14 protein-coding genes are annotated in these 15,781 nt (G+C 33.7%); 3 read left to right on the top strand and 11 right to left on the bottom strand.

All coding sequences use genetic code 11. The features are described 5' to 3' along the window. Positions 1-12: 12 nt before the first annotated feature. The 9 genes from BN863_RS06530 to BN863_RS06570 all read right to left on the bottom strand — a co-directional run bounded on the left by BN863_RS06530 (position 13) and on the right by BN863_RS06570 (position 9,956). Positions 13-996: a Gfo/Idh/MocA family protein gene (locus tag BN863_RS06530; RefSeq protein WP_038528779.1), complete on the bottom strand. Its 984-nt coding sequence runs from the start codon at positions 994-996 to the stop codon at positions 13-15. After that, positions 977-2,671: a sodium:solute symporter gene (locus BN863_RS06535; RefSeq protein ID WP_038528782.1), complete on the bottom strand. Its 1,695-nt coding sequence runs from the start codon at positions 2,669-2,671 to the stop codon at positions 977-979. Before BN863_RS06535 ends, BN863_RS06530 begins: the two co-directional genes overlap by 20 nt. Positions 2,672-2,784: 113 nt before the next feature. Next, positions 2,785-5,310 carry a PIG-L family deacetylase gene (locus BN863_RS06540; RefSeq protein ID WP_038528785.1) on the bottom strand — a complete coding sequence of 842 codons (2,526 nt, stop codon included), beginning with the start codon at positions 5,308-5,310 and terminating at the stop codon, positions 2,785-2,787. A gap of 153 nt (positions 5,311-5,463) precedes the next feature. Then, a complete protein-coding gene (gene corA / locus BN863_RS06545) occupies positions 5,464-6,540 on the bottom strand; it encodes a magnesium/cobalt transporter CorA (RefSeq protein ID WP_038528788.1) in 1,077 nt (358 codons plus the stop codon). 19 nt (positions 6,541-6,559) lie between these two features. After that, a complete protein-coding gene (locus tag BN863_RS06550) occupies positions 6,560-7,090 on the bottom strand; it encodes a mechanosensitive ion channel domain-containing protein (RefSeq protein ID WP_038528791.1) in 531 nt (176 codons plus the stop codon). A gap of 85 nt (positions 7,091-7,175) precedes the next feature. Then, positions 7,176-7,763 (bottom strand): Maf-like protein, encoded by a 588-nt coding sequence (locus BN863_RS06555; protein ID WP_038528794.1) that lies wholly within the window; start codon positions 7,761-7,763, stop codon positions 7,176-7,178. 10 nt (positions 7,764-7,773) lie between these two features. After that, positions 7,774-8,676 (bottom strand): geranylgeranylglycerol-phosphate geranylgeranyltransferase, encoded by a 903-nt coding sequence (locus BN863_RS06560; RefSeq protein WP_038528797.1) that lies wholly within the window; start codon positions 8,674-8,676, stop codon positions 7,774-7,776. 1 nt (position 8,677) lies between these two features. Continuing rightward, the gene (locus BN863_RS06565) at positions 8,678-9,208 is read right to left on the bottom strand and encodes a KdsC family phosphatase (RefSeq protein WP_038528800.1); all 531 of its coding nucleotides are present in this window, start codon (positions 9,206-9,208) and stop codon (positions 8,678-8,680) included. Then, complete coding sequence (locus BN863_RS06570; protein WP_038528803.1) at positions 9,189-9,956, bottom strand: Rossmann-like and DUF2520 domain-containing protein; 768 nt, start codon at positions 9,954-9,956, stop codon at positions 9,189-9,191. The genes BN863_RS06565 and BN863_RS06570 overlap by 20 nt, the downstream gene beginning before the upstream one ends. 157 nt (positions 9,957-10,113) lie before the next feature. Here BN863_RS06570 and BN863_RS06575 point away from each other — a divergent pair, with 157 nt between their 5' ends. Both BN863_RS06575 and ccsA read left to right on the top strand, forming a co-directional pair. Then, the gene (locus tag BN863_RS06575) at positions 10,114-10,509 is read left to right on the top strand and encodes a group III truncated hemoglobin (RefSeq protein ID WP_038528806.1); all 396 of its coding nucleotides are present in this window, start codon (positions 10,114-10,116) and stop codon (positions 10,507-10,509) included. Between the two features lie 120 nt (positions 10,510-10,629). Continuing rightward, positions 10,630-13,824 (top strand): cytochrome c biogenesis protein CcsA, encoded by a 3,195-nt coding sequence (ccsA, locus tag BN863_RS06580; protein WP_038528809.1) that lies wholly within the window; start codon positions 10,630-10,632, stop codon positions 13,822-13,824. Between the two features lie 4 nt (positions 13,825-13,828). Here the strand turns inward: ccsA and BN863_RS06585 are convergent, their stop codons facing one another. Next, positions 13,829-14,542, bottom strand: coding sequence for a DUF3307 domain-containing protein (locus BN863_RS06585; RefSeq protein WP_038528812.1), 714 nt, complete (start codon positions 14,540-14,542; stop codon positions 13,829-13,831). Beyond that, positions 14,539-15,135 (bottom strand): hypothetical protein, encoded by a 597-nt coding sequence (locus BN863_RS06590; protein ID WP_038528815.1) that lies wholly within the window; start codon positions 15,133-15,135, stop codon positions 14,539-14,541. The genes BN863_RS06585 and BN863_RS06590 overlap by 4 nt, the downstream gene beginning before the upstream one ends. A gap of 191 nt (positions 15,136-15,326) precedes the next feature. Between BN863_RS06590 and mscL the strand changes: the two genes are divergently transcribed. Continuing rightward, positions 15,327-15,773 (top strand): large conductance mechanosensitive channel protein MscL, encoded by a 447-nt coding sequence (gene mscL, locus BN863_RS06595; protein WP_038528818.1) that lies wholly within the window; start codon positions 15,327-15,329, stop codon positions 15,771-15,773. The last annotated feature ends 8 nt before the right edge of the window (positions 15,774-15,781 follow it).

Below are 15,781 nucleotides of genomic sequence, written 5' to 3' on the forward strand. Positions count from 1 at the left end.
TGGCGGCTTTTTTTAATATTGAAGATTAATACGTTCACGTATTTTGTCTAATGTGTTAATGAGTTTTAGACTAAAATCGTAAGTCATAATATTACTTTCTATTTTACCATCTCTTAACAATTGGTTGAAATGTTCTGTTTCAAAATTATAGCCAATGGTAGTTCCTGTATAATCTAAAATTTCTTCTTTACCGTTTTTTGCAATCGTAACGGTTGTAGGTGCATGAAACTGGGTGTTTAAAGTGATTGTTGCATCTTCACAGGTAAATTTACAGATTGTAGGCGTATCGGCAATTAGAGTGCTTTTTAATAGGGCTTCAGTACCATTAGAATATTTAAAAATCATATCGCAAGACGAGTCAGCTCCATTTTTAAACAATGTACACGAAGCTTCAATATCGTCTGGTTCACCTAAAGTTGATAGCGTTGCGAAAATAGGGTAGATACCAATGTCTAATAAACTTCCGCCACCCACACTTTTGTCGAATAATCTAGAAGACTCGTTAAAAGGTCGTGTAAATCCAAAATCGGCTTCAATTTTTAATAGTTTGCCGTAGGTTTCATTTTTTATGTAGTTTAATGCAAACTGATAATGAGGCAGAAAATACGTCCAAAGCGCTTCCATTAAAAGCACATTATTAGCTTTGGCTACCGAAATCATTTCTTTAACCTCTTCTGTATTCATCGCGAAAGGTTTCTCGCATAACACCGCTTTGCCGTGTTTTAAACACAATATAGCATGTGATTTATGAAAGCTGTGTGGTGTCGCAATATATATGGCATCAACATCGGGGTCTTGTGCTAAAGCTTCGTAAGAGTCGTATGCTTTTGTAGCCTTAAATGTCTTTGCAAAAGCATTGGCATTTTCTATAGATCTAGAAGCGACAGCTTGTAATTGAGCATCCTCTATGGTTAATAAATCTGTGGCAAATTTACGAGCAATTTTACCCAATCCAATAATTCCCCATCTTATGGTTTTATTCTGTTGTAATGACATCTTGTTTTGGTATAAAAAGTTGAATACATAATGCGACAATAATGACTAATGTACACCCAAAAAGGTTAAGCCATAAATATGGCATCCAATCTTGCCACCAGCCAAGTATAACAACCGATTGAGTGATGATAGCTGCTATGAAAACAGCATTTGCTTTCACGTGTTTAAAGAAGAATGCAAGTAAAAATATTCCTAGCACATTACCGTAAAATATAGATCCAATAATGTTTACCAATTGGATTAAATTATCGGCTAAATATGCAATGCAAGCAATACAAATGGCTAATATTCCCCAACCAAAAGTAAACCACTTCGTAGCCTTCACGTAATGCATATCGTCTTTATCTGGCGCTAAACTACGTTTGTAAATATCGATAGTTGTTGTAGATGCCAATGCATTTAATTCACTGGCTGTACTAGACATGGCAGCGCTTAAAATAACAGCGAGCAAAAGTCCGATTAACCCTCGTGGTAGATTATTTAAAATAAAATGAATAAAAACGTAATCTTTATCGTTGGTTTCAATCTTTGTTTGATGTTCATCCGCAGCCTTTTCTAGGACCAATTTGGCTTCATTTCGATTGGTTTTTTCTGCTGAATTAATAGTTGTTATTTCTGATTTCAATGATTCATTTGGTGCTAAAACATAAGCGTCTAATAGTGTTTTTTTCTTTTCGAATAATTGATGTTGTTCAGATTCTAAGGCTTTAAATTCATCTGAATATGAGGATGCAGCAACGACCTCTTGGGCATGCGGATTAAAATGAATAGGGGATTCGTTAAACTGATAAAACACAAAAACCATTACACCTACAAATAGAATGAAAAACTGCATGGGTACTTTTAAAAGGCCATTAAAAATTAAACCCAACTGCATTTCTCTAAGCGATTTCCCTGAAAGATAGCGTTGTACCTGACTTTGGTCTGTTCCAAAATAAGAGAGCATTAAAAACGTTCCACCAATAATTCCACTCCAAAAGGTATATCTGTTCTCGAAATCGAAAGAGAAATCTAAGATGTTCATTTTATCGTTTACAGTTGCAATTTCTAAAGCGTTCGAGAAATTAATATTGTCGGGCAGATAACTTAAAATTAAAAAGAAAGCGATAAACATTCCTGTGAATATTACTGCCATTTGATGCTTTTGAGTTACACTCACAGCCTTAGTCCCTCCAGAAACGGTGTATATAATTACGAGTACACCAATAATAATGTTTAATTGGTTTAAAGACCAACCTAACACGGCCGATAAAATAATAGCAGGAGCATAGATGGTAATTCCTGCAGCCAATCCGCGTTGTACTAAGAACAATCCAGCAGTTAAACTTCTGGTTTTTAAATCGAACCTGTTTTCTAAAAACTCGTATGCTGTATATACTTTAAGTCGATGATATAAAGGGATAAATACCATACAAATAATAATCATGGCTATTGGTAACCCAAAGTAAAATTGCACAAATCCCATACCGTCGTTAAAGGCTTGTCCGGGTGTCGATAAAAAGGTTATGGCGCTGGCTTGTGTTGCCATTACCGATAATCCAATGGTCCACCATTGTGCTTGGTTTCCGCCACGAATATAATCTTGAACATTTTGGCTTCCGCGTGTTTTCCAGGTGCCGTAGCCAACAATTGCCAATAGTGTTCCTATTAATATTATCCAGTCTAAACTCTCCATTTTAAAAGGCTTTCATAATTAAATAAAATATTATTATATAGACTGCATTGGCGATTAACACCCAAGTATACGAGCGTTTCCAATGTTGTTTAATAGGTTCATTCTCTTGCATATTAATCGACTAGTTTAGATTCTGTATTTATATTTTCTTTTCCAATAGATAGCATGTTTGCAAACAATCTGTAAGCACCAGAAACTCCTGCAGGAAACTCTCTAAAGAAACTTAGTCCGGTATAGATGTAATGGCCTTTACCATATTTCGCGACTAATAAACTTCCACTTTTTTCAGATTCATTTTTATCATGCATGCCTAAAACAGGCGTAAACTCATCTCCCCAAACATTAGGGAAGTATAAGCCACGTTCTTGAGTCCATCCTTCAAAATCTTTTTGAGTTATTTTATTTGGGACGTTTAACAATTCATTTGTTGGGTCTAAAAAAGTAACTTTGGCCTCTTCATCGGTAACACGGTCTCTAGATAATTCTAATTTGTAAGGTGCTAAAGTGTCCACTTTTAAACCACGACTGGTATTATACTGCACAATTAAATTACCTCCTCCTTTAATATAATCGAATAAAGTTTGTTGTTTGTATGCTAAATCATCTACTGTGTTATATGCTCTAATACCAACAACAATAGCATCGAAATGCGTTAAGTTTGAAGGTGTAATAGCTTCAGGATTTATAATGGCTACATTGTAACCAATCTGTCTTAAACTTTCAGGAACGACATCTCCAGCACCTTGAATATATCCAATGTTTTGACCTTTCTTTATTATGTCTAAACGAACAAATTTACTCGGCTGTGGCATTACAACCGTTTGAAAAGGAATATGGTCGTAATCAATTTCTATAATCGATTTTTTATATGATGTTCCCTTAACGGTTACAGAAGATGTAATCTTAACTTCACTTTGTGTTTTAGGTGGTGTAACGGTGAAAAATACCGTTTTAGTTTCTCCGCGATGCGCAATAGAAATAGGTAATGATTTTGGAGAGATGGTCCAATCTGTTGGTGTATTAAGACTAACCGAACCTTCTACATTATCCTTTCCAGCAGTTACAATAACAGCTACTTGTTTTGGTATTTCGTTTTCAAAAATAAGTACAGGCTCTGATAGTTGAGAAGCCACTACAGGGACAATATCGAAAGGTTTATACACTTCGCCTTTTACAGGGTCGTTTGTCTTGTAAACAATGGGTTTGGTAAATGGGATAGTAATATTTTCGATGCTAAGATTAAAAGTGATGTTCTGACTTCTGGGTGTTTCAGGTTGTCCTATTAACGATTTATCTTCTACATAGTACATGCCCAAACTACCTTGCTCGGTTAACCAATATGGAGTTGTAATTTTAGTATTTGAATTTACCTTATAATGCTCATCAAAATTATATTTAATATTGTTTTCAAGTTTAATGTTTTTAGATATAGAAACGGTATTTGGGTTTACAATACTTTGTAAAGTGATAGGCTCTCCACTACGGTTTATAACTTCAATATTTAAATCGACATCCTCGTTTGCAGTTGCCCAGTTATGAGTTGCTGCAGCTTCTAAATACAGTCCGGCACAGGCAGCGATAACACTTTTTAAATCTTCAGTTTTTAAGGTTTTCCAATGGGTTTCATCTAATTTCTGAATCATTGTATACGCCTTTACCAATTTAGGAATACTTGCCGAAGGGTTTTTAAAATCGTATTCTTGTTCTACTTCAGCTAAAAGTGTTCCAATAGGTTCTCCGCCTTTAACACGGTTCCAAGTGGTATCTATACCTTCAAAAATATTAGATTTATCGGTAGGCATATCTCCTTTTATAAGTTCTATATATTCCATACTAGAACCTCGAGTTCCGGTGTTTCCAAACCCTTGAGATTTATGCTGACTTCTACTTAAAGATGAAATTTCTGTGTTCGATAATCCGCTTGACGGAAAATAAACCCCTGTATCTATGGCTAGTAAATTTGATTTGTCTGCGGCATCAAATTTTTCTTGAGAGCCATAAAACCAGTACGATGTATTAAAAAACATACGTTTTGGTTGCCACGTAGAGGTACTATATAATTGTTCTGGATATTTTGAGGCATTGTTTGTTAAGTCGAACGCTTCTACACTTAACATGGCAGAACTGGTATGGTGTCCATGCGTTGTTCCTGGCGAGCGGTGGTCGAATCGATTAATAATTACATCGGGTTGAAATTTTCTTATGGCTAGAACCACATCGCTTAATACTTCGTCTTTATTCCAAATCGATAAGGTTTCATCTGGGTGTTTAGAATACCCGAAATCGTTAGCACGTGTAAAAAATTGTTCGCCGCCATCGGTGCGTCTTGCCGCTAATAATTCTTCGGTACGAATAACACCTAAAAGTTCTCTAATTTCTGGTCCGATTAAATTTTGTCCGCCATCACCTCGGGTTAACGATAAGTATGCTGTTCTGGCTTTTACATGATTCGCCATATACGAAATCATATTGGTGTTTTCATCGTCTGGATGTGCAGCTAAATATAAAACGGAACCTAAAAAGTTCAGTTTTTTAATTGATTCGTGAATTTCAGCCGCGTTTGGCTTTTTTGGCTGTTGCGCGAAACTTACAGATAAAGATAACAGGATTGTAAGCGCTGCTAGAACTTGGTTTTTCATTAATATGAATTTGAATTTTGGGCTTTCACTTCAAATATAAAAAGTCGCCTTGGGTTTTAGAGTGTTTTAAGGTTTCTTTAACTTAAACACTAATATAGACGTAACCCAATTCAAATAATTTCAGAAAAAAATTAAAATTTTAGAGTTAAAATATTAAAGCCATTTTTTACGTTTGAAGTAAATAAGCATTAAAATAAACATGAAAAGCATGACAACTAGTAGAATAGGGTAGCCGTTTTTATGATGTAACTCGGGCATATTTTCGAAGTTCATACCATAAATTCCTGCGATAAATGTAAGTGGTATAAAAATGGAAGACATAATGGTTAAAACCTTCATTACTTCGTTCATTTTATTGCTAATACTTGTCATATACATATCCATTAAACCCCAAACCATTTCACGGTATATTTCTATGTTTTCGTTAACCTGAACTGTATGGTCGTAAACATCTTGAAAGTAGGGGATGGTACGTTCGCTTATTAGTTTATGCTCGCTTTTTTCGATTCGATTTATAATATCACGAAGTGGAAAAACAGCACGACGGATTCTTAAAATTTCTCGTTTTAAATCCTGAATTTGGTTAGTAACTTGTTCTTTTGCAGAGCCATTAAATAAGTCGTCTTCTAAATCTTCAATTTTTTCACCAATAGATTCAATTACTATATAATAATGATCGACCACACTATCTATTAAAGCATATAATAAATAATCGGAACCTAAAGATTTTATCCGGCCCTTACCATGGCGAAGACGTTCGCGTAATCCATCGAAAACATCGCCTTCGGCTTCTTGAAATGTTAAGACATAATTATGACCCAAAATAAAGCTCACTTGTTCTGAAGTTAAACCATTACTAGCATCGTAATACAGCATTTTCATACTAATGGCTAGATAGTTTTCAAATTCATCGATTTTTGGACGTTGCGAAATATTAGCAATATCTTCTAAAATAAGCGCATGAATGTTATAATGATTTCCGACCTTTTCAATGGCATCGGTGTGATTTAATCCGTTTATGTTAATCCACGTCACTTCGTTGGAAGATTCCGATTTATAAGTTAGTGCTTCATCGATAGAAGTGAGTTCTTTTTCGGTGATATGATTTGCACTGTAATTAAAAATCTCGATATATAAAGACTGCGAAGATTTCTGTCCGGTATATACAATGGTTCCTGGCGCTAATCCTGGTTTTTGTTTATGCTTTTTAATCCGTGGTTTTTTAGCCATATTTTAAAATGTTTACGACTTAAATAGCGTCGTGTCCATCGTCTATTGCGTCTTTCTGAACTAAAGTTACAGCTTTTTGAAGTATTAAATTATTCGGATAGGTTACCAAGTTACCGTTATCCAATCTTAAGTGGAGTTGAAATGCACGAATATCTTCAATAACCGCTTCTATAGGGAAATCTTTATCGTGAATGCTTATTTTATCTCCTACCTTATATGGGAATGAAAAAAACATAATAACTCCAGACGTAATATTGCTTAAAATAGACCAAATGGCGAATAAAGCAATACCAATTACGGCAAAAACCGAAGAGAAAACTAAAGCTAAATCCTGAGGTTTAGCCCCCAGAATTACAGAAAGGAATAGTAGCCCGATTAGAAATAATGTAACTGTAGAATACCTTTGAATCAGGTGAATACGTGCTTCATTAATTCCGCTTTTTCGTCCAATTTTTTTTACTAAAATTAATACGATGTAACGAATGATAAGCAGTACAACAAGTAATATTACACAGGAAATGATGACTTTAAAATGAGTTTCAAAAAACATAAAATATACATGAATTTAGTGCCACAAATATAGATTAAGGAAACTACAATTTATATATCTATTTACGAAGTTTAAATAGTTTTTTTTAAGAGACTATGTCGTTTAAAATACGATAAACAACATCTGTAGGAAGTCCCATAACATTAAAATAAGACCCTTCTAATTTGGTTACTCCAATATAACCAATCCATTCTTGAATGCCATATCCTCCAGCTTTATCGAAAGGTTTATAGGTGTTTATGTAGTAATTAATTTCGTCGTCTGTAAGTGCTTTAAAAGTAACTTTGGTTACCGAACTTACAGTCTTTTCAAACTGAGACGATGTAAAACAAACCGAGGTAATTACTTCGTGCGTTGTGTTGCTTAACGATTTTAACATTTGGAAAGCTTCAGCAGCTGTCTTTGGTTTTCCTAATGCTGTTTTATTATGCCATACAATGGTGTCGCTAGTAATTAAAATATCATTAGGTTTTAAATTAGCTTTAAAAGGCAGGGCTTTAAGTTGAGCGAGGTAATCACTGATTTCGAAATGACGTAAACGTGGTGGATAAACCTCGTCGACAGGCTTTAATTCAATTGAAAAGTTTAGTCCTAAATCTTTAAAAAACTGTTGGCGTCTAGGAGAGCCTGATGCTAAAATGATATTATATTGACTTATATTTTCGTGTAACATGTTTACCGCGTTATATGGAATATAAAAGTAATGATAATACACCTGTTAACATAACTAATTTGAGGGCATTGCTTATTCTGCGGTGGTCTTTTTTTGTTTTAGCTCCAAAAAGTTCAAAGACAATAAAAATTAAGGGACCGATAATTAAAAACGTAAAATAACCGACTTCTAGAGGTTTACTATATAAATAGGTAATCACATAATAAATAACAATTCCAAGTGGGAAACATGCGAATACAAATGCGACTTTTGTAGCTCGACTTCTGCCAATTAATATAGGTAGCGTATGCATTCCAGAAGCATAATCGCCGTCTATGTCTTCAATATCTTTTACAATTTCTCTGATAAAATTGAGTAAAAATGCCATGCCTGCATATCCTAAAATCAGTTTAAAAACCATACGCTGACTGTATTGATTCTCGAAAGTAATAGCTGGAATTAAATCGAATAACCCAATTATAACAAGACTTAAAGCTACCAAAATAGAGATAATAATATTACCTATTAAACACATGCGCTTTAAATAACTTGCATATAAATAGAGTAGGGCAGAAATAATTACAAAAAGAGCAAAGAAACTGTTTTGACCAACAGCTTGAGATAAATAGAACCCCAAACCTACACCGATAACGTTAAATATGATAAAAAGTATATAGGCCGTTTGTTCTGAAATTGATTTGCCTATAATTACTCGGTTTGGCTTATTTATCTGGTCGGTTTCAACATCATAAATATCATTAATAATATTTCCTGCCGATGCTAAGCATAAGGTAATTAATACTAAAATAGCAAATTGCCAATCTTGTAAAGCAGTGTCCACATGAAATACTGGGAATAAAGCAAATTTAATTAGTGTTTGAACAAGAATAATAAGTAAAAGATTTTTCCAACGTATTAGGTTTAACACCTTCATGCTAATCGTATTGCGCATCAAAATTACCGCTCCATTTTTCTTGTACTTTTAGAACTTGTTCGATAACATCTCTTACAGCACCAGCTCCACCATTTTTATGAGACACATATTTAGATATGTTTTTAATCTCAGGTACAGCATCTTGCGGACAAGTTGGTAAACCTACAATAAGCATTACTGGGAAATCAGGGATATCGTCGCCCATGTATAGTATATTCTCTGTTTTAATATTATGCTTTTGTACGTATTCGTCGAGTTGGTCAATTTTATTATGAGCGCCCAAATAAATATCGGTTACGCCTAAACCTTCTAAACGTTTTCTAACACCTTCGTTAGATCCACCAGAAATAATACAAATTTTATAACCCGCATCTATTGCCGTTTTTACGGCATAACCATCTTTTATGCTCATAACTCTTAACATTTCTCCTTCGGTGGTTACAGTTACAGTACCATCTGTTAAAACGCCATCCACATCAAAAATAAAAGTGGTAATATGTTCTAGGTATTCTTTATAGCTTTTTTCTTCCATGTGTGTCGTTTATTGATTCTGTTAATAGCTTGTAAATTGCTTTATGTTGCGGATTTTCTATTAAATTTAAATGTTGTTTGGCGGTCTTTTTATCGCCGCGAACAGCCGGTCCAGTTTGTGCCATATATGGAGACATGGTCTGAATTTTTTTAGCTGTTTCTAGAATTAGGGGTTTTAAAATCTCGAATTCTATCTGATTAGCTTCTGTAATTTCATGTGCAATACGATACATCTGATTCGTAAAGTTGTTGGCAAAAACAGCTGCGATATGTAAACGTTTACGTTGCTCTGTAGAGACTTTGTAATCTTTACTACCAATACCTTCAGCTAAACGTTTTAGAAGTTTAAAATCTGATTTTTTTAGACCTTCAATACATAATGGGATATTACTAAAGTCTACTTCTGCACCTTTAGTAAAGGTTTGTAACGGATAAAATACACCACGTCTGTGTTTTGCATCAATATCGTAAAGGCTAGCGGTACCCGAAGTATGAACCACGAAACGGTCTTGAAAGGGTAGTGCTTCAGACACCGTAGCAATCGCATCGTCGCTTACTGCAATAATGTAAATATCGGCACGTTTTAGAGCGGATAAATCGTCTGTGATTTCAACTTCATTCTTAAACGTTGAAATTTTATCAATATGTCTATTGTACCATTGTGTTACCGTAATTGTATCCGAATTATGAAACACTTTATATAAATGAGAGGCCACATTTCCTGCCCCAAGTAATATTACTGAAATCATCCTGCTAAAATACATTTTTAAAAATAATTTTTCAGTATCGCAAAAGAATTTCAGTGACAAAGGTGAATGCCTTTAAGTTTAAACCAAATATTGGGTGCTTTAATTTTAGGTAAACTATATTTGTAATGCACTTTAAATGAATCAAATTCTGAAAAATATGGATACGGTTAAACATGATATTAAAGACCGAAACGATGTAAATAAACTTGTTTCAATATTTTATGATAAAATTAGAGCAGACGATTTTCTAGGTCCTTTTTTTAATACTGTTATTACAGATTGGCCAGCACATATAGAGCGATTAACCACGTTTTGGGAATCGAGTTTATTTTTAAAAACAAAATATTACGGGAATCCTTTAGATGTACATATTAAGGTAGATCAGGAAAATAACAATACTATATCCGAAAAGCATTTTGGCGCGTGGTTAAATTATTGGGTACAAACCGTAGATGAACTTTTTGAAGGCGACACCGCAGATAATGCCAAACAACGTGCGCGTAAAATGAGTACCTTTTTGTATTTAAATATATTTCAAGCCCGTAAAAATTAACACGACACAATTTTGCACTCTTAAAATTAGGTTAATTTTAACAATCTTTGCGTTTAATACGTACCAACCAACCGAACAAAAAAGGCTAAATTTGCGCACTTAAAATCTAGAGAAACCATCATGCAAAATAAACTTGCCAAAATTCTTTTTTCTACCCGGTTAACATCAATCTTATTTATCGTTTTTGCTGCAGCTATGGCTATCGGTACGTTTATGGATGCGGGACAAGACACATCTCCAACACCATACTCAAGAAATTTAATCTATAATACCTGGTGGTTTGAAGCCATTATGGTAGTTTTTGTGATTAATTTTATTGGAAACATTAAACGTTACAGATTATATAAAAAAGAGAAATGGGCATCTTTAGTACTTCACTTATCTTTTATACTTATTTTATTAGGTGCATTTATAACTAGATATATAGGTTTTGAAGGTATGATGGCCATTCGTGAAGGCGCTACAGAAAATACGTTTCTATCTCAGAAAACATATATTACAGCTTTTATAGATGGTGATTATATGATTGACGGTGTACCACAGCGTTTGCCTTTAGAGCGTGAAGTAGATTTTTCACCACGTTTAGAAAATGAGTTTAGTATACACACAGCATACGACCAGCAAGACATTAGTATTGAGTTGGAATCGTTTATTGGTGGTGCTGAAGAAGATATTATTCCAGATGAATCTGGAGAAGAATATTTAAAATTAGTTGAAGCAGGAAACGGTCAGCCACATAATCACTTTTTAAAAGCAGGAGAAGTTCAGAGCATTCATAGTCTGTTAATTTCTTTAAATAAACCTACAGAAGGTGCTATAAATATTACATCTAACGAAGATGGTATTTTTATTGATTCGCCATTCGAAGGTGAATATTTAACCATGGCCACTATGGCATCAGGAACTTTAGTAAAAGATAGTTTACAGCCGTTAGTATTGCGCTCGCGCTATATTATTGGAGATATGCAAATTGTTTTTCCTAAGCCTGTGGTTAAAGGTAAATTCGATATCGTTAAAAAAGCAGAATTTCTTAAAAATAGCGAAGATGGTGTTGTTTTAAAAGTAACCACTAATGGAGAAACAAAACGAGTTGGTTTATTAGGCGGGAAAGGTACTAATGGAGATTTTAAACAAATACAAGTAGGCGGATTAGATTTCGCATTTAAATATGGTTCTAAAGTAATGGAACTTCCATTTAGTGTAAAATTAAATGATTTTGAAGCCGAGCGTTACCCAGGAACAGAGAATAGTTATTCTGCATTTTCTAGCCAAGTTACCGTGATAGATGAAGAAGAAGGCGATTTTGATTATAAGATTTTTATGAACCACATTTTAGACCATCGTGGTTACCGTTTCTTTCAATCGGGTTTTGATCCTGATGAAAAAGGAACTATTCTTTCTGTAAATCACGATTATTATGGAACATTATTTACCTACATCGGTTACTTCTTATTGTATTTCGGAATGTTAGCAACCCTTGTTGTAAAAGGTACACGTTTTGGAGATTTACGTAGAAAATTAGATAAAATTAAATCGAAGAAAGCAAAATTATTACCAGTTGTATTATTGTGTTTTGCTCTTAACGGATTTGCGCAAGGACACTCAGAAAACGATGGACATGCTCATGGCCCTAAGCCTACCAAAGCTCAAATAGACTCTGTTTTAATTGCAAATAAAGTGCCGTTAGAGCATGCCGATAAATTCGGACATATGGTTATTCAGGATGTTGGAGGACGAATGATGCCTGTTAATACCTACGCATCAGAGTTGTTACGTAAGTTAACAAAGACCGATACATATGCAGGACTAGATGCAGATCAGGTGTTTTTATCTATGCACGAAAGTCCGTTGCTCTGGTACAATGTACCTATTGTTTATTTAAAATATAAGAAAGCAGATTCTATTCGTTCTTTAATTGGTATTCCTAAAGATCAGAAATTTGCAACACTAGCCGATTTCTTTACAGATCGTGGTGCTTATAAGTTAGGCCCATATTTAGAGGAAGCTTATAAGGCGCCAATTCCTAATGGTTTTCAAAAAGAATTTAAGGAAACTGATCAACGTGTAAATTTATTATATAATACTATTGAAGGGCGTTCATTACGTATTTTTCCGCTTCCAGACGATGAAAACAACAAATGGATATCTTCTATAGAATATAAAAATGGTGTAACTAAAGTTGAAGATACTCTATACGCAAACTTTATAAATAGTGGTTTTTCAGCTTATTTAATGACGCTAAATCAAGCCAAGAAAACTAACGATTTTACCGATGCTAATAAGTTGTTAGAAGCATTTCATAAAACACAATTACAGTACGGTGGAAGTGTCATGCTATCTGATGAAAAAGTAAAAACTGAAATACTTTATAACCATTACGATATTTTTAAAAATCTTTTTAGTTGGTATTTGTACGCAGGCGCTTTAATGTTTATTGTTTTAATAGTTCAAATATTTAAGAGTAAAAGTAAAGCAATAGATGTAAGTGTAACTGTTTTTAAATGGGTTATTGTAGGCTTGTTTTTGTTACATACTTTAGGGTTAATTGCACGTTGGTATATTTCAGGACACGCACCTTGGAGTGATGCTTATGAATCGATGATTTATGTAGCCTGGGCGACCATGTTATTTGGATTACTTTTTGGAAGAAAAAGTGATTTAACCATTGCTTCAACAGCATTAGTAACATCAATGATTTTAATGGTTGCACATTGGAATTGGATGGATCCTGCAATTGCAAACCTTCAGCCTGTATTAGATAGTTATTGGTTAATGATTCACGTTGCAATTATTGTGGGTAGTTATGGACCATTTACTATAGGGATGGTTTTAGGCTTAACGGTACTGTTCCTTATGATTTTTACAAATAAAAACAATAAGCAGAGAATGCTTGTTAATATAGAAGAGTTAACTGTAATTAACGAAATGGCGCTAACTGTTGGTTTAGTTCTGTTAACTATAGGTAACTTTTTAGGAGGAATGTGGGCTAACGAAAGTTGGGGACGTTACTGGGGGTGGGACCCTAAAGAAACTTGGGCTTTAATTAGTATTATGGTGTATGCATTTGTTATCCATATGCGTTTAGTGCCAGGTTTAAGAGGGCGTTTCGGCTTTAACTTAGCATCTGTTCTAGCATTTTCTAGTATTATGATGACTTATTTTGGTGTGAATTTCTACTTAGCTGGATTACACTCGTATGCTAGTGGAGATCAAATTGTAAGTGTAAAATTCATTCTTATCACCTTAGGAATTATAGCTGTTATAGCAGGATTTGCTTATGCCAAATATGCTAAGTTTTATAAAAAAGGAAAATAAAGATTTATAGAAGCGGAAGTATGTAATTAAATAGTAATCCGCAACCAATAGCTAGACCGAAACTTAGTAGGGTACCAATTAAAATGTATTCTGTTAACTTTCGGTCTTTTGCTTTAGATAAATCTCCAAACCTAAATACCGATTTTGCTGTAATTAAAAACCCAATACCGGCCCAATAATTTAAAACGATAAAAGTAAACACAAACAATCGCTCTAACATGCCTATGTAAGCACCTGCATCTTTAAGTGAAGCTTCATTGGTTTCCTCCAATTGCCATTTAGAAATTATAATTTTCATAATTATAGAAGAGACTACAGTAACAAAAATAATACAGCATATGGCGAGTAATATTTTAGGATCGTATATGGTGTCTATAGTTATGGTAAATGGTTCGTAAATACGAACAACTATAGCTATTAAAGTAAGATGTGCCAATTGATCTAAGCAAAATAACCAACGCGAATTTACAACACCGTTTAGGTGTAGTTTTATGGCATCAATTATAAAATGCGATACAGTAAGAATTACAATGCCCCAGATGTATTTAAAGCTAAATTGAAGGACAAATAAAAGCGCTATAAAATGAATTGCTATATGTGCATATAGGTACTTCGATTTTATTTTGTGTTTTTCTTTATCTGCCACCCATTTACTAGGTTGTAATAAAAAGTCACCAACTAAGTGGGCAAGAAGTAGTTTTATAAAAAGTACAATCATGGTTGAACGTTTTTAGTGTAATACTGAATCATTTTTAATATTTCGTCGTAACCCGCACGTTTTAGTCCTTGGCTAATATTACCCTGAGTACTTTGTGTTAGTTCTGCCAATTCTATTTGGTTTGCTTCAGGTTTTGTAAGTGCTAGTTTTACTAAAGACGCTGTAGTTGGTGTCCATGTATTCATGGTTATTAAAGCCAATTCGAGCATGATGTTTATTGGAATATCAAATTCTGTACGTCCAGATTTTACTGCTAAATTTGTTTTCTTTAATTGTTCAAAGCATTCGCCAGAATTAATAAAAGCACTCCCATTGGATTCGGTTATATGGTCTGCATCGTATGTTTTTTCTCCAATTCCAATGGCCAATCTAACATCTATAGTTTTAAATTGTTTTAAACTTGCTTTTATTAAAATTGCCGCTTTTAAAGCATCTTTAAGAGGAAGTTCTATTTGAAAACTATCACCTCTATATACTTCCCATTGTTTTGGAGTTTCTCCATAAAGAGCGAGTTGCGATTTTAATTCTGTTAACCAATCGTTAGCATCTTGTCCTCTAGAATTTATAATATCTCCTGTAATTATACTCGTCATTCGTAAATAGCTTTGTTTCAAATATATTCGATTTCATATGGAATTCAAAATTATTAGCTAAAAAACTAATAATATAAATTATAAGCTTAAAAGCTAATATTTTAGTTTATTAGTTTTAAGTCTAATATTAAGAGAGTAATTCTTTTTGAGAAACTAGAGATTAAAAATATATTTGCTCAAAAAAAGGAGTTATGAAATTAATACAAGAATTTAAAGAGTTTGCGATTAAAGGGAATATGATCGATATGGCTGTTGGTATTATAATTGGAGCGTCGTTTAATAAAGTTATCGATGTTATGGTGAAACAAGTTTTTATGCCACCATTATCTTTACTATCAGAAGGGATTCATTTTCAAGATAAAGTTTGGGTGCTTAGAGATGCTATAAAGGATGCGAGCGGAACAGTAATAGTAGAAAAAGTTGTTATAGGTTATGGTGCGTTAATAGAGGCTTTAATAGATTTTTTAATTATTGGATTTACTGTATTTATCGTTGTAAAGTTTATGAACAGACTGCGTAACAAATCGCAAGATCCAAAAGATAAAACCGTTGTAACTCCAAAAGATATTCAATTGTTGTCTGGGATAACTGAATTGCTAGAAGAACAAAACACGTTATTAAAAACTAAATCGAAATAATAATAAAA

The sequence above is a fragment of the Formosa agariphila KMM 3901 genome (assembly GCF_000723205.1).
GTDB classification, from domain to species: Bacteria; Bacteroidota; Bacteroidia; order Flavobacteriales; family Flavobacteriaceae; genus Formosa; species Formosa agariphila.